The organism is Spirillospora sp. NPDC048823 (assembly GCF_043198445.1).
Lineage (GTDB): Bacteria > Actinomycetota > Actinomycetes > Streptosporangiales > Streptosporangiaceae > Spirillospora.
In genome coordinates this window covers 57408-76906 of record NZ_JBICUT010000016.1, presented here as the reverse complement: position 1 = coordinate 76906, position 19499 = coordinate 57408, and the positions used below count along the sequence as shown (strand labels likewise).

Sequence of the window (19499 nt, the reverse complement as noted above, 5' to 3'; positions counted from 1 at the left end):
CCATGTGACCTCCCTCACTCTGGACGAGATTGGAACAGGTTCTATCCCTCGAATTGAGCGAAGTCACTACATACCTGAAAGTAACTTTTGTTTGATCACGCACCCGTAGCAACAGGTTACGGGCTGTCAACCAAATGCTTGCTTGGCAAGCGGGCGGGGCCTTGTTAGCCTCTGGCCATGATCTCCGCGATCGTCTGGGGCACCGGCAACGTCGGCAGGCTGTCCATCCGCGCGGTGGAGGCCCATCCCGCGCTGAAACTCACCGGCGTGATCGTCCACGACCCCGGCAAGGACGGACGGGACGCCGGCGAACTCGGCGGCCTCGGCCGCGACCTCGGCGTCGCGGCGACCACCGACGTCGACGCCGTCCTGGCCACCGGCCCGCAGGCCGTCGTGTACGCGGCGTCCGGCGACATCCGCCCCGACGACGCCCTCGCCGACATCGTCCGCGCGATCCGCGCCGGCGCCGTCGTCGTCACCCCCGCCCTGTACGCGCTCTACGACCAGCGCAACGCCCCGCCCGAGATGCGGCAGGCCGTCCTGGACGCCGTCGCCGAAGGCGGCGGCTCACTGTTCGTCTCCGGTGTCGACCCCGGCTGGGGCAACGACGTCCTGCCGCTGATGATCAGCGGGCTCGGCGGCACCATCGACGTGATCCGCTGCCAGGAGATCTTCGACTACACCACCTACGACCAGCCCGACTCCGTCCGGTACCTGGTCGGCATGGGCCAGCCGATGGACTACGAGCCGCCCATGCTCGCCGCGACCGTCCCCACCATGGTGTGGGGCGGGCAGGTCCGGTTGATGGCCCGCGCGCTAGGTGTCGACCTGGACGAGATCCGCGAGACCGTGGACCGCCTCCCCCTGGACGAGACCGTGACCACCAAGTCCATGGGCGACTTCGAGAAGGGCACCCAGGGCGCGGTGCGCTTCGAGGTGCAGGGCATCGTGCAGGGCGAACCCCGCATCGTCATCGAGCACGTCACCCGCATCCACCCGTCCTGCGCCCCCGGCTGGCCGGTGCCGCCGGACGGTGACGGGGCGCACCGCGTCATCATCGAGGGCGACCCGCGCATCGAGGTCACGGTCGAGGCCACCGACGAGGCGGGCAACCGCGCCGCCGGTGGCAACGCCACCGCGGTCGGACGCCTCGTCGGCGCCGTCGACTGGCTCGTGGACGCCGAACCCGGGCTCTACGACGCGCTCGACGTCCCCGTCCGTCCCGCCGTCGGCAAGCTCGGAGGCACCCGCCCATGAACCTCGACATCCCCGACGGCAAGGACCCGATCCAGTACGCGTGGGGCGAGATGGTCCCCGGCATCGGCCCCGCCGCCGCGAACCTCTCCCTGGCCGTCTACCAGCACACCACCCTCGGCCTCCGCGAGTTCGAGGCCGCGCGGCTGCGCATCGCGCAGATCAACGGCTGCGTGTTCTGCCTCGACTGGCGCACCGAACGCGACGGCCAGAAGGTCGAGGACGAGTTCGCCGACGCGGTGACCGAATGGCGCACCACGACCGCCTTCGACGACCGCACCCGCCTCGCCGCCGAATACGCCGACCGCTACGCCCTCGACCACCACGGCCTGGACGAAGAGTTCTGGGACCGGATGACCGCGCACTACACCCAGCGCGAGATCGTGGAGCTGAGCATGTGCATCGGCTCCTGGCTGGCGTTCGGCCGCCTCAACCACGTCCTCGGCCTCGACACCATGTGCATGCTCCCCAGGCCCTGACTCACTCGTCCTCGATGCGGGAGAGCTTGTCCGGGTTGGCGACGGCGTAGATGCCCTGGACGCGGTCGCCCGCCGGCGCGAGGTCGAGGACCATGACGCCGAACGGCGCGTCCGCGTCGAACAGCACCGCCGACGGGTCGCCGTTGACCGCCCGGTAGCGGACGTGGAGGTTCTCGGGCCGGTGGCGGGCCGTGGTCCCCACGATGACGCGGGCCACCCTGTCGCGGCCGTGGACGGGCCGCAGCATCGTCCCGGCCCGCCCGCCGGCGTCCCTCCACAGGGTCACGTCCGGGGCCAGCATCTCCAGCAGCGACTCCAGGTCGCCGCCGAGCGCCGCCTGGAGGAACCGCTCGGTCACCTGCCGCTGGACCTTCGGGTCGGCCTGGTAGCGCGTCTCCAGGACGACGAGCATCGCCATCGACACCGCCTCCGTCCGCTCCGCGGCGTCACCGGAGTCGGCATGGCTCACGAGCGGCTCCGGCAGCCACGGCCCCACGTAGGGTGCCGTCCGGCTACCTGCTCACCTACGGCGGGTTCAGGCTGCTCGGCGGCCGCCTCGCCGACCTGCTCGGCCGCCGCCGCGTCGTCGTCGCCGGGACGGTGCTGTTCTCGCTGTCCTCGGTCGTCGGCGGCCTCGCGACCGGCTCCGGGGCCCTGATCGGCGCGCGGCTCGCGCAGGGCGCCGGCGCCGCGCTCATGCTGCCCGGCACCCTGTCCATCCTGACGACGATGTTCAAGGAGGGCGGCGACCGCGCCAAGGCGCTCGGCGTCTGGGGCGGCGTCGCCGGCGGCGCCTCCGCCGCGGGGGTCCTCCTCGGCGGGCTGCTGACCGAGGGACCGGGCTGGCGCTGGGTGATGCTGGTCAACGTCCCGGTCTGCGTGCTCGTGATCGCCGGCCTGTTCCTCCTCGTCGAGGGCGACCGGCGCAGCGCCCGCCTGGCGAACTTCGACGTCCTCGGCACCGTCCTGGTCACCGGCGGGATGATGCTGCTCGTCTACACCCTGGTCAAGGCCCCGGACGCCGGCTGGGACACGGCGCGCACCATCGGCGGCCTCGCCGGTTCCTGGCCCTCCTGGTCGCCTTCCTGGTGAACGAGCAGCGCGGCCGCAACCCGCTGCTGCCCCTGTCGATCTTCCGGATCAAGGGGCTCGCCGCGGCGGACGTCACCCAGCTCGTCGCCGTCGCGGGTTTCCTGTCGATGTTCTTCTTCCTCAGCCTCTACATGGTGAACGTCCTCGGCTACTCGCCGCTGGAGACCGGCTCGGCCTACCTGCCGCTCTGCTTCGGCGTCGGCATCGCCGCCGGCATCTCGACCAAGGTGATCCCCCGCGCCGGGACCCGGCCGCTGATGATCGCGGGCCTGCTGCTCGCCGCGGCCGGCCTCTACCTGCTGTCGCGCATCCCCGTGGACGGCCACTACCTCACCGACCTGCTGCCCGGCCTGATGCTCGCCTCGTTCGGGCTCGGCTTCACGTTCGTGTCCATCACTGCCGCTGCCAATGCCAACGTCCCACCGGACAAGGCCGCCCTGGCCGCCGCCCTGCTCAACGCCTCGCAGCAACTCGGCGGCGCACTCGGCCTCGCGGTCCTCTCCGCGGTCGCGGCGTCCCGCACCGGCGACCTGCTCGCCGACCGGACCCCGATGCCCGAGGCGCTGACGTCGGGCTTCTCCCGGGCCCTCCTGGCCGACGCCGTCTTCCTGGTCGCCGCCGTCGTCGCCCTCCGCGCCGCCAACACCACGGGCGAAGCCGAGGAGGTGCCCCTGGACACGAGCCCGGAACCCGTCCCGGCCAAGTAGAAAGACCACGGCCCGGCCCCCGATCCGCACGGCGTCGGGGGCCGCCCCGTCAGGTGTTGATGCCGTGGTCGCGCAGGATCTCGTTGAGGGACGCCTTGTCGTGCCGCTGGCCCTCTTCGAGGCGCTTCAGGATGAGCACCGCCGGGAGCCCGAACGTCCCGCCCTTGAACTCCTTGGTGCGGGTGCCGCCGACCGCGACGCACCAGTCGGGGATGCGGCCACGGCTGATCTCCTCGCCGGTCTCCACGTCGATGACCGGCATGGACGCCGACAGGTTCGTGCCGGACCCGACGACGGCGCCCTTCCCGACCCGCGCCCCCTCGACGATCATCGAGCGGCTGCCGATCATCGCCTCGTCCTCGACGATCACCGGCTTGGCGTTCGGCGGTTCCAGGACGCCGCCGATGCCGACGCCGCCGGACAGGTGGACGTTCTTGCCGACCTGGGCGCAGGAGCCGACGGTCGCCCACGTGTCGACCATCGTGCCGGAGTCGACGTAGGCGCCGATGTTGGTGAACGACGGCATCAGCACCACGCCGGGCGCCAGGTAGGAGCCCCAGCGGGCGATCGCGCCGGGGACGACGCGGACGCCGTCCAGGTTGCTCTTCAGCGGGATCCGGTCGTGGTACCGGAAGTCGCCGACCTGGGAGCGCGCCATGCCGAGGACCTTGAAGCTCAGCAGGATCGCCCGCTTGGCCCGCTCGTCGACGATGACCTCGTCGGACGCGGGGTCGATGTGGGCGACGCGGGCCTCGCCGGCGTCGATCTGGTCGACGGCGGCCACGATGGCGGCCCGCGCGTCGGCGTCCTCGGGGCTGAGGTCGGCGCGCCGCTCCCACAACTCGTCGATGCCGCCGGAGATCGGGCTGGTGAACGATTCGGTCATGGCTCCTGAGCTTAGTGGTGGCCATCTCCCGGTACCTTCGTCGCGTGGCTGTTTGGGCAAGGTTGAGGACACGCCCCGACGGGGGCGCGGACGGCGGCGGCGGGCGCCGCCGGCGTGGCGGCCTGGGCTGGGCGGCGGGCCTGTCGGTGATCGTCGTGCTGCTGACCGTGGGCGGCTATGCGCTGTTCCAGCGTGCCCGCCCCTATCTGCACGGGTCCGGCTGCGAGGTGGCGGCGAGCACCGGCAAGATGCCGCTCGACCTGGAGCAGGGCGCGAACGCCGCCACGATCGCCGCCGTCGCGTTCCGCAAGCGACTGCCGGAGCGGGCCGTGGTGATCGCCTACGCGACCGCGATCCAGGAGTCGCACATTCGCAATCTCCCGGGCGGCGACCGCGACTCGGTGGGCATGTTCCAGCAGCGCCCGTCGCAGGGGTGGGGCACCCCCGACAAGCTCCGCGACCCCGTCCAGTCCACGAGCAAGTTCTTCGACGCCCTGGTCAAGGTGAAGGGCTACCTCGACCACGACCTGCACATCGCGGCGCAGGAGGTGCAGCGCAGCGCCGACGGCGGCGCCTACGCCCAGCACGAGGACGAGGGCCAGGTCCTCGCGCTGGCGTTCACGGGACGCGAGCCGGGCACCGCGCGCTGCTGGTATCCGCCCGACAAGGTGACCGAGTCCCGCCGCCCGGAGGCGATCCGGGAGATGCGCCGCGCGTTCGGCAGCCGGCTCCAGGTGAGCGGCCCGAGCCCCCTCACGGCGGGCGCGCCGTCGCGTCCGGAGTCCTGGAACGCGGTGAAGGCGACCAGCGCGCGGTTCGGCTGGGCCGTCGCCGCGTGGGCGGTGACGCACGCGCAGGTGTACGGGCTCAGCGAGGTCCGCTACGCGGGCAGGCACTGGGAGGCCGGCGCGGGCCACGACGGCTGGACGCCGGACGGATCGGCCCCGCGCGACAGCGTCATCGTCAAGTGACCTCGGTGATCTTGAGGGGGCGGCCGGTGAGGACGGCGGCAGCGGCGGCGTAACCGGGGCCCGGGGCGAGGTCGGCCAGGCGGACGGGGGAGACGGCCGCGTCGCCGTCCCACGACAGGACCTCGGCGGGCTCGTCGGGCGCGGAGACGCGGATGGCCGTCATCGGGGCGGCCAGGCCGTGGCCCGTCGCCTTCAGCAGCGCCTCCTTGCGGCTCCAGTACGAGTGGAAGCCGCGCCTGCGGTCGGGCATGGCCGCGAGCGCCTCCCGCTCCGGGACGGTGAGGATCATCTCGGCGAGCCGGTCGATGTCGCGGTCGCTCTCCCGCTCCACGTCCACGCCGACCTCGGCGCCTTCGGCGAGGACGAGGACGACGCGGTCACCGGAGTGGGAGAGCGAAAAGTCCACGCCGGTGCCCGCGAGCCGGGGCTTGCCGTGGGTGCCGCCGCAGTGGCGGCAGTCGGTGGTGAAACGGATGCCGCGCGGATCGCGGCCCGTGACCTCGGCCAGCGTCGTCCGCGCGAGGAACCGGCCGGTGACGAAGCGGGCCTTGTCCTCGGCGCGGCGGAAACGCTCGTAGCGGTCGCGTTCCGCGTCGTCCAGGAGGGAGCGCATCCCGGGTTCGTCGGCCGGGACAGCCCAGCGGACGGCGCACTCCAGCACAGTCATGTCCACGACGCGATGATAAGACTTGAGCATGGGCCTGGATCTCTTCTCGGACGTCGCGGACCTGACGGCGGCGATCGTCGACATCGAGTCGGTGAGCGGCGACGAGAGGCTCCTCGCCGACGCCGTCGAGGAGGCGCTCCGGACGCTGCCGCATCTGGCGGTGGAACGCGACGGCGACAGTGTCGTCGCCCGCACCGATCTCGGACGTGCCGAACGGGTCGTCCTGGCCGGGCATCTCGACACCGTGCCGCTGAACGGCAACCTTCCGTCCCGCGTGCTGGGCGACCGGCTCTACGGCTGCGGCACGACGGACATGAAGAGCGGCGTCGCCGTCGCGCTGCGCCTCGCCGCCACCGTCACCGAGCCGACCCGCGACATCACCTACGTCTTCTACGAGTGCGAGGAGGTCGAGGCCGAGCGCAACGGGCTGCGGCGGCTCGCGGAGACGCGCCCCGATCTCCTCGCCGGCGACTTCGCCGTGCTGATGGAGCCGACCGGCGCGCAGATCGAGGGCGGCTGCCAGGGCACGATGCGCGCCGAGGTCACGGCGAAGGGGGAGCGGGCGCACAGCGCGCGGGCGTGGATGGGCTCCAACGCGATCCACGCCGCGGGAGCGATCCTGGACGTGCTCCGCGCGTACGAGCCGACCCGCCCGGTCGTGGACGGCCTGGAGTACCGCGAGGGCCTGAACGCCGTGTTCATCGGCGGCGGCGTCGCGGGCAACGTCATCCCCGACGAATGCGTCGTCACGGTGAACTACCGGTTCGCGCCCGACAAGTCCGCCGCCGACGCCGAGGCGTACGTCCGGGAAATCTTCGGCGGCTTCGAGGTGAAGGTCACCGACAGCGCGGCGGCCGCGCGTCCCGGGCTGACGCATCCGGCCGCCGCCGCGTTCGTCGCGTCCAGCGGCGCCGAAGTCCGCGCCAAGCTCGGCTGGACGGACGTCGCCCGCTTCGCCGAGCTCGGCGTCCCGGCCGTCAACTACGGCCCCGGCGAACCGACCCTCGCCCACACCAAGGACGAGTACGTCGAGATTCCCCTGATAGCGGAGTGCGAGCGACGTATGCGCACGTGGCTGGAGGGGCCTACTAACGTGGCCCCATGACCTTGCATCCTGATTCCCCCATGCGACGGCAGGGGCCCGCCATGCTGCGGGGACGGGCCGTCCCGAAGACCACCACCGACCAGCGGCTCCTGGAGGCGCGCGGCCCGGTCGACTGGCTGCACGCCGACCCGTGGCGCGTGCTGCGGATCCAGGCGGAGTTCGTCGAGGGGTTCGGCCTGCTGGCGGAGCTGCCGAAGGCGGTCAGCGTGTTCGGCAGCGCCCGCACCAAGCCGGACTCCGAGGAGTACAAGCTCGGCGTGGAGATCGGCGCCCGGCTGCACGAGGCCGGTTACGCCGTGGTCACCGGCGGCGGCCCGGGGATCATGGAGGCGGCCAACAAGGGCTGCGACGAGAGCGGCGGCCTGTCGGTGGGGCTCGGCATCGAGCTGCCCTTCGAGCAGAAGCTGAACGACCACATCGACATCGGGCTGGAGTTCCGCTACTTCTTCGTCCGCAAGACCATGTTCGTGAAGTACTCGCAGGCGTTCGTGGTGCTGCCCGGCGGTTTCGGGACGCTGGACGAGCTGTTCGAGGCGATCACTCTCGTCCAGACCAGGAAGATCACCCGGTTCCCGATCGTCCTCGTCGGCACCGAGTTCTGGGGCGGCCTGATCGAGTGGATCCGCTCGACGATGCTCCCGTCCGCCAAGATCTCGGCCCACGACCTCGACCTGATCCACGTCACCGACGACCCGGAGGAGGCCGTCCGCGTCATCGTCGACGGCCACACCCGCGCCGAGCAGGAGATCATCGAGGCCCGCGCGGCGGCGGAGGCGGGGGAGACCGGGGCCGAGTGACTCACCGGCCTCGCCGGCGGCGGGACGAGGGCTCGGGGGCCAGCCGCCCGCCGACGACGATGCCGTACAGGAGATGGTCCAGGGCGACCACGGCCCGCCATTCGAAACCGTGCTCGTGCACGTGCCTGACACCGAGCACCGGGGCGATGCCGGCCTCGAAGCCGAGCCAGATCACCAGCCCGTAGACGGGGCCGCTGAGGGGGTTGCTCCGGATCCGGCGGGGCAGCAGCCCGTACACCGTGCCTCCAGCCGCGCCGTACGTCCAGTGGAAGAGTTCGGTGAGGGCCTCCCGGTGCCTGTCGGGCAGTTTCCGCAGGGCCGGCAGATGTTGCTTCACGATCGCCTCGGGCGGGCTCTGCTCGTGCGGACCGACGGCGGCGGTCACCGTCCGCGCCCCGGTCATCGCCATCGCGGCGACCAGTCCGCGCGCCCCCGCGCGCACGACCGTGCCCGCGTCCCTCTCCGGCATGTCCGCTCCCATGACGACCTCCCCAGAGGTCGTCTGCCCTCGCATCCCGCACCCATGCGCCGAGCCGGTGTCGCGGCGGCTCGGCGGGGCGGCGGAGCCCGTGCTCGGCGAAGTCCGTGCCCGGCGAAGTCCGTGCTCGGCGAAGTCGGGGCCGGTTCGATGCCTGTTCTCCGGGAGGCGGGAACAAGTCCGTCCGGAGGTGGAGCGTGAACAGGAACGCGACGATCAAGACGTGTGCGGCGGCGATGGGGCTCGTCCTGCTCGCCGGATGCAGCGGCGACGGCGGTAACGAGGAGGCGACCGGGGGGGCGGCACGGACTCCGGTGCCGGCGACCGGCGCGGCGGCGGAGGTACAGCAGCAGTTCGAGAAGGTCGTCGACGCCGTGCTGCCCTCCGTGGTGAAGGTCGAGACGGGCCAGGGCGAGGGGTCGGGCGTCGTGTTCGACGGCCAGGGCCACGTCGTCACCAACGCGCACGTGGTCGCCGGGGCGGAGCAGATCAGGGTGGTGGCGGCCAGCGGCGGCACGCCGCGGGAGGCGCGGCTCGTGGGCGCCTTCGTGCCGGACGACCTGGCCGTGCTGAAGGTGGACGGCGCCACGCTGAAACCGGCGCAGTGGGGCGACTCCAGCAAGGCCGAGGTCGGGCAGATGGTCTTGGCCATGGGCAACCCGCTCGGGCTGGCCGGAAGCGTGACCAACGGCATCGTGTCCGCGCTGCACCGGACGGTGTCGACCCAGGGTGCGGGCGACTTCGCCGGCTCGACGATCGCCGACGCGATCCAGACGAGCGCGCCGATCAACCCGGGCAACAGCGGCGGCGCCCTCGTCACGCTCACCGGGAAGGTGATCGGCGTCCCGACCGCCGCGGCCACGGGCTCGGGCGGCGGCGCGGCGCCCGGGATCGGTTTCGCGACGCCGAGCAGCACGGTCAAGCGGATCGTTCCGCAGCTCATCAAATCCGGGAAGGTCTCCGATTCGGGCCGGGCGGCGCTCGGCGTGGTGGTCCGCACGCTCGTCGACCCGGAGACCGGGCGGCCCTCCGCGGTCGCCGTCGTGGAGGTCCTGCCGAACACCGGCGCCGCCGGGGCGGGCATCGAGGCGGGCGACCTGATCCTGTCGGTGAACGGCACCGCCACGCCCACGCAGACGGCCCTGACCACCGTCCTCGCGGGTGCCAAGCCCGGCCAGACCGCGACGGTCGAGATCAAGAAGCCGGACGGCTCGAAGCGGCAGGTCAAGGTGAAGCTCGGCGAACTTCCCCTGAACGACTAGCCCGCGACTAGCCCCTGAACGACCAGCCCCTGGACGCTCTCGCCTGTACGCGAGTACAGTGTACAGACGTACAGGCTACTGAACATGCGTACAGGCGGTTGAGAGTGTCAGGAAGTGAGCGACCCGGCGACCTGACCGGGCGGGCCCGGATCAGGGACGCGGCGCTGCTGCAGTTCGCCGAGCTGGGCGTGAAGGGCGCGACGATCCGGGGCATCGCGAAGGCCGCCGGCGTCTCGCCCGCCCTGGTCCAGCACCACTACGGGACCAAGGAGGCGCTGCGCCGGGAGTGCGACGAGCACGTGATCGAGGTCATCCGCGACGTCAAGCAGGAGGCGCTCAGCGGCGGGATGGCCAACCCCGGTTTCCTGGCGATCGCCATGCGGACCGCCCTGCCCATCCAGCGATACGTGGCCCGCGCCCTGACCGACGACTCCGAGGCCGCACGCACGCTGTTCGACGACGCGGTCGAGTTCAGCGAGGAGGTCCTGAGTCGCGGATCGCCCGGGATATACGAACCGCAGACCGACGACCTGCACGCCTACGCGACCGTCATGACCGCGATGAACTTCGGGTTGATCGTCCTTCACGAACACCTGTCACGCGCCTTGGGCGGCGACGTCCTGATGGGCGAGGGCTATCCCCGGATGGCCCTGGCGATGATGGACGTCTACGACGACAGACTCCTGACCCCGGAACTGTCCGAGCAGGCGCGCACCGCCCTGAAGTCCATGCTCGCCGAGGGCGGACAGCCCTCCCGGGAGGAGAACCGGTGACCACGAACACGCCCCCCGTCGAAATCTCCGGCCTGGTCAAGAACTTCGGCCGGACCCGCGCCCCGGACGGTCTCGACCTGACCGTCCGGCAAGGAGAGGTGCACGGTTTCCTCGGCCCGAACGGCTCCGGGAAGTCGACCACGATCAGGATCCTGCTCGGCCTGCTGTGCGCGGACGCGGGCACGGCCCGGCTGCTCGGGGGCGACCCCTGGCGCGACGCCACCGAGCTGCACCGCCGTCTCGCCTACGTCCCCGGCGACGTGACGCTGTGGCCCAACCTGTCCGGCGGCGAGGTGATCGACCTGCTCGGCCGGATGCGCGGCGGGACGAACGCGGCCCGCAAGGCCGAACTGCTCGATCGCTTCGAACTGGACCCGCGCAAGAAGGGCCGCGCCTACTCCAAGGGCAACCGGCAGAAGGTCGGCCTCGTCGCCGCGCTCTCCTCCGACGCCGAGCTGCTGCTCCTGGACGAACCCACGTCCGGCCTGGATCCCCTGATGGAGGAGGTGTTCCAGGAATGCGTCCGCGAGGCGCGCGGCGAGGGGCGGACGGTCCTGCTGTCCAGCCACATCCTGTCCGAGGTCGAGGCGCTGTGCGACCAGGTGACGATCATCCGCAGGGGCGCCGCGGTGGAGTCCGGCACGCTGGACGAGCTCCGGCACCTGACCCGCACGTCGATCCACGCCGAGCTCGCGTCCCCGCCGGACGGCCTCGCGATGCCCGGCGCCCATGACGTCCGCGTCGACGGCACCACCATCAGGTTCGAGGTGGAGACCGCGCGGCTCGACGACGCGCTGCGCCGGCTCACCGAGATCGGCGTCCGGAGCCTGTCCAGCAGGCCGCCGACGCTGGAGGAGCTGTTCCTGCGGCACTACAAGGACGAACTGGCCGAAGAAGCCGAAGAAGCCGAAGCCGGAAAAGCCGAAGAAGGCGCACGATGAGGGGCCTCGTCGGAACCGGTGGGCTGAGCCGGCTGATCCTGCGGCGTGACCGGTTCATCCTCCCGGCCTGGGTTCTGGTGGCCGCCCTCATTCCGATCAACTTCGTGGCGGCCACCGAGCAGCTGTTCCAGACGGACGCCGACCGGTTGCAGTACGCCGCGACCACCGGGACGAACCCGACGTTCCTGGCGCTGTACGGGCCGCTGTACAGCAGTGATCTCGGCGGCATCATCGTCCAGCGCGCCGGGTTCCTCCCCGTGGTGATCGGGCTGATCAGCATCCTCACGGTCATCCGGCACACCCGCACCGAGGAGGAGGCGGGACGCCGCGAGCTGCTCGGCGCGACGGTGACCGGACGCGGCGCGGGCCTGGCCGCCGCTCTCATCGTCACGATGGCGGCGAACCTCGCGATCGCCGTGCTGCTCGCCGCCGGGATGGCGGCGCAGGGCCTGCCGCTCACCGGGTCGCTGGCCTTCGGCCTCCAGTTCGCCGCGGGCGGGTGCGTGTTCGCCGCGGTCGCGGGCGTCACCGCACAGCTCAGCGAGGGCGCCGGCGCGGCCAGGGGAGTGGCCGTCAGCGTGCTCGGCGGCGCTTTCGCGGTCCGGATGGCCGCCGACGTCGGCGGCGAGGGCAACGCGCTGACATGGCTCGGCTGGCTGTCCCCGCTCGGCTGGGCGCAGCGGATGCGTCCCTACGGCGGCGAACGCTGGTGGACGCTTGCGCTGACCGTCGCACTCATCGCCGTCCTGGTGGCGGCGGCCGGGGCGCTGTCGGCCCGCCGGGACGTGGGCGCGGGGATCATGCCGCCGAAGCTCGGGCCCGCCGACGCGCCGCCCCGGCTGTCGGGTCCGTTCGGGCTCGGCTGGCGGCTGCAGAGCCGTCCCCTGTACGGCTGGCTCGCCGGGTTCGCCGCGCTCGGCGTCGTGTACGGCGGCGTCGCGGGCGGCGTGAAGGACATGGTGGCGGACAACCCCGAACTGAAGGAGATCTTCACGGCCCTCGGCGGGCAGTCCGGCATCACCGACGCCTTCTTCGCCGCGTCGATGAGCATCCTCGGCCTGATCGCGGCGGCGTACGCGGTGTCGGCGACGCTGCGGCTGCGGACCGAGGAGGCCGGCCGGCGCGCCGAGCCGCTGCTCGCCACGGCGACCGCCCGGCTCCGGTGGGCGGCGAGCCACCTCGTGTTCTCGCTTCTGGGACCCGCCGCCGCGATGACCGTCGCCGGCGCCGCCGCGGGCCTGGCGCACGGACTGAACGTCGGCGACGTCGGCCGCGAACTGCCCCGTGTCCTCGGCGCCGCGCTGGCGCAGCTGCCCGCCGTCTGGCTGGTCGCGGCGATCGCGCTCGCCCTGTTCGGCCTGGCGCCCCGGTTCACCGGCGCCGCCTGGGCCGCCGTCGCGGCCTTCGCGGTGATCTCCATGTTCGGGGCGGCGCTCGACCTGAACCAGTGGATCATGAACGTGTCGCCGTTCACCCACATCCCGAAGCTTCCCGGCACCGCGCTCACCGCCGCGCCCTTCGGCTGGCTCGTGGCGCTGACCGCCGCCCTGTCCGCCCTCGGCCTGGCCGGCTTCCGGCGCAGGGACATGTCCGCCCACTGACCGGCTAAATTGGCCTGGTGGAATCCGCGAAGCCGCTTGCCGTCTGTGTGTTCTGCTCGTCCAGCGGGAGGATCGACCGCCGCTACGTCGACCTCGCCGCGCAGGTCGGCACGGAGCTGGCCCGGCGGGGCCACAGCCTGGTCAGCGGCGGCGCCCGGGTGTCGTGCATGGGGGCCGTCGCCCGCGCGGCGCGGGCCGGCGGCGCCCGCACCGTCGGGGTGATCCCCGAGGGGCTCGTCAGCGTCGAGATCTCCGACGAGGACAGCGACGAACTGATCGTCACCGGCGACATGCGGACCCGCAAGGGCGAGATGGACCGCCGCAGCGACGCGTTCCTCATCCTGCCCGGCGGCATCGGCACGCTGGAGGAGCTGTTCGAGGTGTGGACGGCCCGGGTCCTCGCCATGCACGACAAGCCCGTCGTCATCCTCGACCCGACCGGCGTGTACGACCCGCTCCGCGAGCTGATGGAGGGTCTCACCGCGCAGGGCTTCGCCCGCCACCGGATCTGGGACGCGATCGGCTGGACGGCCACGGTCCCCGAGGCGTTCGACCTTCTGGAGCGTTCGCAGCCCCGCATCGAGTTCTCCCCCGGGGACTACGCGGAGACCCAGCTCTGACGGGCCCGCGGACGGCCGGTCCCGGTGGTCCCGGTCGCGGTGGTCCCGGCCGTCCACGCCCCCCCGGGGCCGTGTCCTGCGGTAGGCCGGTCAGTCGTGCTTGCGGCCCGGCATGTTCTCGTACATCTCGGTGAGCTTCTGCCGGAAGCCGCGCGCGGCGATGCCGGCCTTCTGCGGGTCCCGGAAGCCGGCCTTGACCGCCTTCTTCGCCTGGTCCTTCATGATGTGCGGCGGGATCGGCGCGATCTCGTTGTCGACGACGAACTCCACCAGCACGGGACCGTCACTCGCGAGGGCCTCCCGCCAGGCGTCGGTGACCTTCTTCGGCTTGTCGCAGTAGATGCCCTTCAGCCCGCACATCTCGGCGTACTCGGCGTACGGGAAGTCCGGGATGGACTGCGAGCCCTCGTACTTGGGGTCGCCGCCCATCGCGCGCTGCTCCCAGGTGACCTGGTTGAGGTCCTGGTTGTTGAAGACGGCGAAGATCAGCGGCGGGGAGCCCGCCATGCGGTCGGCGTACCGCTTGACCGTGAGCATCTCGTTCATGCCGTTCATCTGGAACGCGCCGTCGCCGACGAAGCAGATCACCGGGCGGTCCGGGAAGGCGAACCGGGCGGCGATCGCGTACGGGACGCCCGGCCCCATCGTGGCGAGGGTCCCCGACAGCGACGCCTTCATGCCGTCGCGGAGCTTGATGTGGCGCGCCCACCAGTTGGTGGCCGAGCCGGAGTCGGCGGTGAGGACGGTCCCGTCCTGGAGCAGCGGGGACAGCTCGTGCGCGACGGCCTGCGGGTTGATCTTGCCTTCGAAGCTCTGCCCGGCCCGCTTCTCCATGACGGTGTTCCAGCTGCGGACGTTCTCCTCGATCTCCCCGCGCCAGGACCGGTCCGCCTTGCGGCGCAGGAGCGGGATCAGCTCCTTGAGGGTCTCCTTGGCGTCGCCGACGACATGGGCGTCCATCGGGTAGCGGATGCCGATCATGCGGCCGTCGATGTCGATCTCGACGCCGCGGCAGCTGCCCTCGTCCGGCAGCCACTCGGCGTAGGGGAAGCTGCTGCCGATCATGAACAGGGTGTCGCAGTTCATCATCATCTCGTCGCTGGCCTTGGAGCCGAGCAGGCCGATCGGGCCCGTCACGAACGGCAGGTCGTCCGGGACGACCTCGCGCCCGAGCAGCGCCTTGGCGATGCCCGCGCCGAGCAGTTCCGCCGCCTCGAGCACCTCGGCCTGCGCGTTCGCGGCGCCCTGGCCGATCAGCATGGCGACCTTCTCGCCCTCGTTGAGGATGTCGGCGGCCTTGCGCAGCTCCTCGGTGTCGGGCAGGACGCGCGGCCGGCTCCACCCCACGCTGGAGTACACCGACCCGTGCTCCTTCGGCGGCGAGGGCATCGCCTCCGACTCCTGGACGTCCTCGGGGATGATGATGGTCGCGACGCCGCGGGTGGTCAGCGCCGTCTTGAACGCCCGGTCGATGACATGCCGGACCTGCCCGGGATGCATGCAGATCTGGCAGTACTCCGACACGTCGGCGAACAGGGTCTCCAGCGCCACCTCCTGCTGGTAGTGGGTTCCCTGGGCGAGGCGTTTCTGCTGCCCGATGATCGCGACGACGGGCTGGTGGTCCAGCTTCGCGTCGTACAGGCCGTTCAGCAGGTGGATGGCGCCCGGCCCGGACGTCGCCACGCAGCAGCCCACCTCGCCGGTGAACTTGGCGTGCCCGCAGGCCATGAACGCGGCCATCTCCTCGTGGCGCGTCTGGATGAACTCCGGCTTCCCCTCGGCCCGGTCGAAGGCGCCGAGCATGCCGTTGATGCCGTCACCCGGATACCCGAAGACCCGCTCAACGTCCCATTCGGTCAGCCGCTGGAGGACGTAGTCGGCGACTTGCTGAGCCATTGATCTCTCCTCGTCGGTGGTGTCGTCATGCCCGTCTCGCCGGGGCGGCCCGTCAGCGCCGCAGCAGCTTCGCCGCGCCCGCCGCCGCGCCCGCCGCGGCCCCGGCCGTCGCGGCGCCCACCAGGTACTTGTGCCGCCCCGCCCACATCTGCGGGCTCCTGGCGTGCGACTGCTCGTCGAACCGGCCGCGGCTTCCGTGGTCGTGGCCGGACGCGTCGTCGGCGGGCTCCCACAGGTTCGCCGGCTGGTCCGGGCGGGTCGGCTTGTCCGTCTGCTGCGACGCGAACGCCGACCGGGCCAGATAGCGGTCCAGCAGCCCGGCCGCGAACGTGTTCGCGATGATCGTGCCGGCCGTGCTGCCGCCCACCCAGTACTCGCGGCGCCGCGGATGCTCGGCGGCGTAGACGAGCGCGTCCGCCGCGATCTCCGGCTGGTAGATCGGCGGCACCGGCTGCGGACGGCGCGGCAGCCGCGCCAGGACCCAGTCGAACTGCGGGGTGTTCACCGCCGGCATCTGCACCATCGTCACCTTCACGCCGCTGCCCTCGTGCATCAGCTCCGCGCGCAGCGAGTCCTGGAGCCCCTGGACGGCGTGCTTGGCGCCGCAGTAGGCGCTCTGCAAGGGGATCCCGCGGTAGGCGAGCGCCGAGCCGCATTGGACGATGACGCCGCGGTCGCGCGGCATCATCCGCCTCAGCGCCGCCCTGGTCCCGTTGGCGTAGCCGAGGTAGGTGACCTCCGTGGTGCGCTTGAACTCGTCCGGCTCGATCTCCCAGAACGGCGCGAAGACGGAGGAGAACGCCACGTTCACCCACACGCCGATGGGCCCGAACTCCTCCTCGACCGTCTGCGCCGCCCGCTCCACCCCGGCCATGTCGGCCACGTCGACACTGATCGGGAGCGCCCGCCCGCCGGCGGACTCGACGTCGGCGGCGGCGCCCGCCAGGCCCTCCTCGCCTCGCGCGAGAAGGCCGACCCAGGCCCCCCGGCGGGCGAACGCCGCGGCGGCGGCCCGGCCGATCCCGCCGCTGGCGCCCGTCACCACGACGACGGTGCCCTTATCGATCTTGTGTCTCATCTCGTCCTCACGGCAGCGCTGGTCCCGGCACAGAGACCCACTGCCCGAGCCGGGCACGCTGTAACGCGGCACCGGCCGGCGTGGTCCGGCCGGTGCGTCCCCGGCCGGTGTGGCCGGGGAATCCTCGGATACCGTCGAAACCGCGTGCCACCGCACTCGGACGACCGCACCGAGGGAACCGCCACCGAAGGAGACGCATGAACGCCGACGTGCCCGCCTCGCGGGAACTGGCCGGGATCGCCGAACTCGCGGCGCGCACGACCGGCGACCGGCTGCGGACGGCGTTCCGCTCCCGTCCCGAGGTCGACCTCAAAGCCGACTTCCACGACCCGGTCACCGAGCACGACCGCGCCGCGGAGGAGACCATCCGGGAGGTGCTCGCCGAGCAGACGCCCGGCAGCGTCGTCGTCGGGGAGGAGGGCGGCGTACAGGGACGCGACGGGAACCTCCGCTGGTATGTCGATCCCATCGACGGGACGGCCAACTTCGCCGTCGGCCTGCCGTTCTTCTGCACCTCCATCGCCGCCGTCGCGGACGGCGAACTGGTGGCGGGCGTGGTGTACGACCCGATCCGCGACGACATGTTCACCGCGTCCCTCGACGGCGCGACCTGCAACGGCGAGCCGATCCGCAGCGGCGGCGCGGCCGGCGACCGGGCCGCCGTGCTCGCCACGTCCTACCCCAGCGCGCGGGACCTGGCCGGCGACCGGACGGAGACGCTGCGGCGCTACGGGCTGCTCGTGGACGCCTTCGCCACCGTGCGCAGGCCGGGCAGCGCCGCGCTCACCCTCGCGCACGTCGCCGCCGGCTGGACGGACGTCGCCTACGACTCGTCCATCAACGCCTACGACATCGCGGCCGGGCTGCTGCTCGTCAGGCAGGCGGGCGGGACGTACCTGCCGCTCGGCGGGAAACCGGGCGGGGACGACTGGGACGCCCCCGGGTACCTGGCGTGCGTCGGCGGGTTCGACCTGGCCGGCTCCGTCGTGTCCGAGGTCGCGGACCTCGCGGCCCGCTGAATGCAAGATTGTCCTGGGGGTTTGCCGACCGGCCGGTGATCGTTCATCGGTGGTTCAGGGGCGGCGACCAGGCTCCGGCGTGATCCCCTCACGTGAAGGAGTGCCCATGTCCGTGACTCGTCGCGGAGTCGTCAAGGGCGGCGCCGCCGGTGCGCTGTCCATCGCCCTCGCCGGAAGCCTGGACGGAATCTTCCAGACGTCCGCAGGTGCCGACACCGGAGAGGCGTACGGCTACGGCCCGCTCATCCCCGACCCCAAGGGCGTCCTGGACCTGCCCAAGGGTTTCTCGTACAAGACGCTGTCGAAGGAGGGCGACTCCATCTCCGACGGCGTGGTCGTCCCCGGCCACCACGACGGGATGGCCACGTTCTCCGCAGCCGGCCACGGCCACGGTGACCGGGGCCACGGCAGGGGCGGCCACGGCCGGCCCGGCAACACGCTGCTGGTCCTCAACCACGAGCAGGGCACCAACGGCACCCGTGCCGTGGGGACGCCCGAGCTGACCTACGACCCGGTCGCCAACGGCGGCACGAGCACCCTTGAGGTCGACGGCCGCGGAAACCTCCTGTCGCAGTACGTCAGCCTCGCCGGGACGGCCGTGAACTGCGCCGGCGGCCGCACCCCCTGGGGCACCTGGCTGACGTGCGAGGAGACCGAGGGCATCCGCGGCGAGAGCAAGAGCCACGGCTGGGTCTTCGAGGTCGACCCGCACGGCCGTCGCACCGAACCCGTCCCGCTGACCGGGCTCGGCCGCTTCGCCCACGAGGCCGTCGCCGTCGACCCGCACACCCACACCGCCTACCTCACCGAGGACGCGTCCAGGCCGTTCGGCCTGTTCTTCCGGTTCCTTCCCCGCTCACACCGCGGCGGCTACCACACCTACATGGCCGGGGGGAAGCTTGAGGCGCTGAACGTCCCGGGCGTCCCGGACCTGTCGCTCGTGACCGAGCCCGGGACCCGGCTGCGCGCCCGGTGGGTGGACGTCCCGGACCCGCTGGCCAAGCAGACGTCCATCCGCAAGCAGTTCGAGGACGGCGACGTCACGCGGAGCCAGAAGCTCGAAGGCGCCTGGTGGGGGCACGGCAAGGCGTACTTCGTCGCCAGCTTCTCCAGCAAGGAGGACGGCGCCGCCGGCGACCACGCGGGCCAGGTCTGGACCTACGACCCGCGCCGCAACGAGGTCGAGCTCCAGCTCATCTTCAAGCCGGGCGGCCGCTTCGACGGCCCGGACAACATCACGGTGTCCCCGTACGGCGGCGGCGTGATCCTGGCCGAGGACGGCGACGGCGAGCAGTACCTCGTCGGCACCACGCGCAAGGACGAGCCGTTCGCGATGGCCCGCAACGCCCTCAACGGCAGCGAGTTCACCGGCGTCACGTTCTCCCCGGACGGGCGCACGCTGTTCTTCAACCGCCAGTCCGGCCCCGGCGCGACGTTCGCCGTCACCGGCCCCTGGCACCGCCTGCGCGGGTAGCCCCGGCTCCGGGGTCAGGCGAGGCCGCGGCGGGCGACCGCCGGGGGGCGGGTGCCCTGGATGGACGCCACCATGTCCAGCACCTCGTGAAGCGCCTCCGCCTGCGACTCCGGCACCCGGAACAGAGTCACACCCAGCCACGCGTAGACGGACGCTGCGGCGAGCAACCCGGGATCGGGCTCCCGCGCGTCCGTCTCCAGCGTGACGAGCACCGCGGCGTCACCGGCGGTGAGCCGCTCGACCCGGCTCACCGGTGGCGCCGTGCCCGCGTCCGCGGCCCCGTCCGGAACCGGCGCGTCCGGTGAAAGGACCTTCCGCTCTTGCATCCTCATGCCGCCAAGCGTGGCACGATCGGGGACTGGGGAACGTCTCTCCAGTTGGGTGTGAGCAGAACGGAGC

General features: G+C 72.1%; 21 protein-coding genes. 14 read left to right on the top strand and 7 right to left on the bottom strand.

Annotated features, from left to right (window positions below; translation table 11 throughout):
• Nucleotides 1-177 precede the first annotated feature (177 nt).
• Both ACGFK0_RS30040 and ACGFK0_RS30035 read left to right on the top strand, forming a co-directional pair.
• Nucleotides 178-1257, top strand: coding sequence for a dihydrodipicolinate reductase (locus tag ACGFK0_RS30040; RefSeq protein ID WP_392910859.1), 1080 nt, complete (start codon nt 178-180; stop codon nt 1255-1257).
• Nucleotides 1254-1733 carry a carboxymuconolactone decarboxylase family protein gene (locus ACGFK0_RS30035; protein WP_392910856.1) on the top strand — a complete coding sequence of 160 codons (480 nt, stop codon included), beginning with the start codon at nt 1254-1256 and terminating at the stop codon, nt 1731-1733. Before ACGFK0_RS30040 ends, ACGFK0_RS30035 begins: the two co-directional genes overlap by 4 nt.
• A gap of 1 nt (nt 1734) precedes the next feature.
• Here ACGFK0_RS30035 and ACGFK0_RS30030 read toward each other — a convergent pair whose 3' ends face one another.
• Nucleotides 1735-2202, bottom strand: a complete 468-nt coding sequence (locus tag ACGFK0_RS30030) for a nuclear transport factor 2 family protein (protein WP_392910854.1) — start codon at nt 2200-2202, stop codon at nt 1735-1737.
• A 32-nt stretch (nt 2203-2234) separates the two neighbouring features.
• On the opposite strand from ACGFK0_RS30030, the gene ACGFK0_RS30025 reads away from it, so the two are divergent.
• Together ACGFK0_RS30025 and ACGFK0_RS30020 are read left to right on the top strand one after the other, a co-directional pair.
• The gene (locus ACGFK0_RS30025) at nt 2235-2825 is read left to right on the top strand and encodes an MFS transporter (RefSeq protein WP_392910852.1); all 591 of its coding nucleotides are present in this window, start codon (nt 2235-2237) and stop codon (nt 2823-2825) included.
• Nucleotides 2759-3532 carry an MFS transporter gene (locus ACGFK0_RS30020; protein ID WP_392911062.1) on the top strand — a complete coding sequence of 258 codons (774 nt, stop codon included), beginning with the start codon at nt 2759-2761 and terminating at the stop codon, nt 3530-3532. Before ACGFK0_RS30025 ends, ACGFK0_RS30020 begins: the two co-directional genes overlap by 67 nt.
• Nucleotides 3533-3581: 49 nt before the next feature.
• On the opposite strand, the gene ACGFK0_RS30015 is transcribed toward ACGFK0_RS30020, so the two are convergent.
• Nucleotides 3582-4418, bottom strand: a complete 837-nt coding sequence (locus ACGFK0_RS30015; RefSeq protein ID WP_392910850.1) for a 2,3,4,5-tetrahydropyridine-2,6-dicarboxylate N-succinyltransferase — start codon at nt 4416-4418, stop codon at nt 3582-3584.
• Between the two features lie 44 nt (nt 4419-4462).
• On the opposite strand from ACGFK0_RS30015, the gene ACGFK0_RS30010 reads away from it, so the two are divergent.
• Nucleotides 4463-5389, top strand: coding sequence for a hypothetical protein (locus ACGFK0_RS30010; protein ID WP_392910848.1), 927 nt, complete (start codon nt 4463-4465; stop codon nt 5387-5389).
• Here ACGFK0_RS30010 and ACGFK0_RS30005 read toward each other — a convergent pair.
• Nucleotides 5382-6056, bottom strand: a complete 675-nt coding sequence (locus ACGFK0_RS30005; protein ID WP_392911060.1) for a 4'-phosphopantetheinyl transferase family protein — start codon at nt 6054-6056, stop codon at nt 5382-5384. The two genes, ACGFK0_RS30010 and ACGFK0_RS30005, sit on opposite strands and share 8 nt — an antisense overlap.
• A gap of 28 nt (nt 6057-6084) precedes the next feature.
• Between ACGFK0_RS30005 and dapE the strand changes: the two genes are divergently transcribed.
• Nucleotides 6085-7161 carry a succinyl-diaminopimelate desuccinylase gene (dapE, locus tag ACGFK0_RS30000; protein ID WP_392910846.1) on the top strand — a complete coding sequence of 359 codons (1077 nt, stop codon included), beginning with the start codon at nt 6085-6087 and terminating at the stop codon, nt 7159-7161.
• A 20-nt stretch (nt 7162-7181) separates the two neighbouring features.
• Nucleotides 7182-7958 (top strand): TIGR00730 family Rossman fold protein, encoded by a 777-nt coding sequence (locus tag ACGFK0_RS29995; protein ID WP_392911058.1) that lies wholly within the window; start codon nt 7182-7184, stop codon nt 7956-7958.
• A 1-nt stretch (nt 7959) separates the two neighbouring features.
• Here ACGFK0_RS29995 and ACGFK0_RS29990 read toward each other — a convergent pair whose 3' ends face one another.
• Nucleotides 7960-8439, bottom strand: a complete 480-nt coding sequence (locus tag ACGFK0_RS29990) for a hypothetical protein (RefSeq protein ID WP_392910844.1) — start codon at nt 8437-8439, stop codon at nt 7960-7962.
• A gap of 194 nt (nt 8440-8633) precedes the next feature.
• Between ACGFK0_RS29990 and ACGFK0_RS29985 the strand changes: the two genes are divergently transcribed.
• The 5 genes from ACGFK0_RS29985 to ACGFK0_RS29965 all read left to right on the top strand — a co-directional run bounded on the left by ACGFK0_RS29985 (nt 8634) and on the right by ACGFK0_RS29965 (nt 13633).
• Nucleotides 8634-9698 carry a S1C family serine protease gene (locus tag ACGFK0_RS29985; protein WP_392910842.1) on the top strand — a complete coding sequence of 355 codons (1065 nt, stop codon included), beginning with the start codon at nt 8634-8636 and terminating at the stop codon, nt 9696-9698.
• 104 nt (nt 9699-9802) lie between these two features.
• Complete coding sequence (locus tag ACGFK0_RS29980; RefSeq protein ID WP_392910840.1) at nt 9803-10471, top strand: TetR/AcrR family transcriptional regulator; 669 nt, start codon at nt 9803-9805, stop codon at nt 10469-10471.
• Complete coding sequence (locus tag ACGFK0_RS29975) at nt 10468-11412, top strand: ATP-binding cassette domain-containing protein (protein ID WP_392910838.1); 945 nt, start codon at nt 10468-10470, stop codon at nt 11410-11412. Before ACGFK0_RS29980 ends, ACGFK0_RS29975 begins: the two co-directional genes overlap by 4 nt.
• Complete coding sequence (locus ACGFK0_RS29970; protein ID WP_392910836.1) at nt 11409-13013, top strand: ABC transporter permease; 1605 nt, start codon at nt 11409-11411, stop codon at nt 13011-13013. The genes ACGFK0_RS29975 and ACGFK0_RS29970 overlap by 4 nt, the downstream gene beginning before the upstream one ends.
• 17 nt (nt 13014-13030) lie before the next feature.
• A complete protein-coding gene (locus ACGFK0_RS29965; RefSeq protein WP_392910833.1) occupies nt 13031-13633 on the top strand; it encodes a TIGR00730 family Rossman fold protein in 603 nt (200 codons plus the stop codon).
• Between the two features lie 90 nt (nt 13634-13723).
• On the opposite strand, the gene ACGFK0_RS29960 is transcribed toward ACGFK0_RS29965, so the two are convergent.
• Together ACGFK0_RS29960 and ACGFK0_RS29955 are read right to left on the bottom strand one after the other, a co-directional pair.
• Nucleotides 13724-15529, bottom strand: a complete 1806-nt coding sequence (locus tag ACGFK0_RS29960) for a thiamine pyrophosphate-requiring protein (protein ID WP_392910831.1) — start codon at nt 15527-15529, stop codon at nt 13724-13726.
• A 52-nt stretch (nt 15530-15581) separates the two neighbouring features.
• Nucleotides 15582-16607, bottom strand: a complete 1026-nt coding sequence (locus ACGFK0_RS29955; protein WP_392910829.1) for an SDR family oxidoreductase — start codon at nt 16605-16607, stop codon at nt 15582-15584.
• A gap of 197 nt (nt 16608-16804) precedes the next feature.
• Between ACGFK0_RS29955 and ACGFK0_RS29950 the strand changes: the two genes are divergently transcribed.
• Together ACGFK0_RS29950 and ACGFK0_RS29945 are read left to right on the top strand one after the other, a co-directional pair.
• On the top strand, nt 16805-17626 hold the full coding sequence (locus ACGFK0_RS29950) for an inositol monophosphatase family protein (RefSeq protein ID WP_392910827.1): 822 nt from the start codon (nt 16805-16807) through the stop codon (nt 17624-17626).
• Nucleotides 17627-17732: 106 nt separating this feature from the next.
• Nucleotides 17733-19100: an alkaline phosphatase PhoX gene (locus ACGFK0_RS29945; RefSeq protein ID WP_392910825.1), complete on the top strand. Its 1368-nt coding sequence runs from the start codon at nt 17733-17735 to the stop codon at nt 19098-19100.
• A gap of 14 nt (nt 19101-19114) precedes the next feature.
• On the opposite strand, the gene ACGFK0_RS29940 is transcribed toward ACGFK0_RS29945, so the two are convergent.
• Nucleotides 19115-19432, bottom strand: coding sequence for a hypothetical protein (locus tag ACGFK0_RS29940; protein WP_392910823.1), 318 nt, complete (start codon nt 19430-19432; stop codon nt 19115-19117).
• Between the last annotated feature and the right edge of the window lie 67 nt (nt 19433-19499).

Bases quoted from the DNA above. Each gene is read 5' to 3' on its own strand.
- ACGFK0_RS29990 (WP_392910844.1), bottom strand. From the start codon at position 8,439: ATGGGAGCGGACATGCCGGAGAGGGACGCGGGCACGGTCGTGCGCGCG.
- ACGFK0_RS29940 (WP_392910823.1), bottom strand. From the start codon at position 19,432: ATGAGGATGCAAGAGCGGAAGGTCCTTTCACCGGACGCGCCGGTTCCG.
- ACGFK0_RS29955 (WP_392910829.1), bottom strand. From the start codon at position 16,607: ATGAGACACAAGATCGATAAGGGCACCGTCGTCGTGGTGACGGGCGCC.
- ACGFK0_RS30035 (WP_392910856.1), top strand. From the start codon at position 1,254: ATGAACCTCGACATCCCCGACGGCAAGGACCCGATCCAGTACGCGTGG.
- ACGFK0_RS29950 (WP_392910827.1), top strand. From the start codon at position 16,805: ATGAACGCCGACGTGCCCGCCTCGCGGGAACTGGCCGGGATCGCCGAA.
- ACGFK0_RS29970 (WP_392910836.1), top strand. From the start codon at position 11,409: ATGAGGGGCCTCGTCGGAACCGGTGGGCTGAGCCGGCTGATCCTGCGG.
- ACGFK0_RS30040 (WP_392910859.1), top strand. From the start codon at position 178: ATGATCTCCGCGATCGTCTGGGGCACCGGCAACGTCGGCAGGCTGTCC.
- ACGFK0_RS29945 (WP_392910825.1), top strand. From the start codon at position 17,733: ATGTCCGTGACTCGTCGCGGAGTCGTCAAGGGCGGCGCCGCCGGTGCG.
- ACGFK0_RS30005 (WP_392911060.1), bottom strand. From the start codon at position 6,056: ATGACTGTGCTGGAGTGCGCCGTCCGCTGGGCTGTCCCGGCCGACGAA.
- ACGFK0_RS29960 (WP_392910831.1), bottom strand. From the start codon at position 15,529: ATGGCTCAGCAAGTCGCCGACTACGTCCTCCAGCGGCTGACCGAATGG.
- dapE (WP_392910846.1), top strand. From the start codon at position 6,085: ATGGGCCTGGATCTCTTCTCGGACGTCGCGGACCTGACGGCGGCGATC.
- ACGFK0_RS29995 (WP_392911058.1), top strand. From the start codon at position 7,182: ATGCGACGGCAGGGGCCCGCCATGCTGCGGGGACGGGCCGTCCCGAAG.
- ACGFK0_RS30015 (WP_392910850.1), bottom strand. From the start codon at position 4,418: ATGACCGAATCGTTCACCAGCCCGATCTCCGGCGGCATCGACGAGTTG.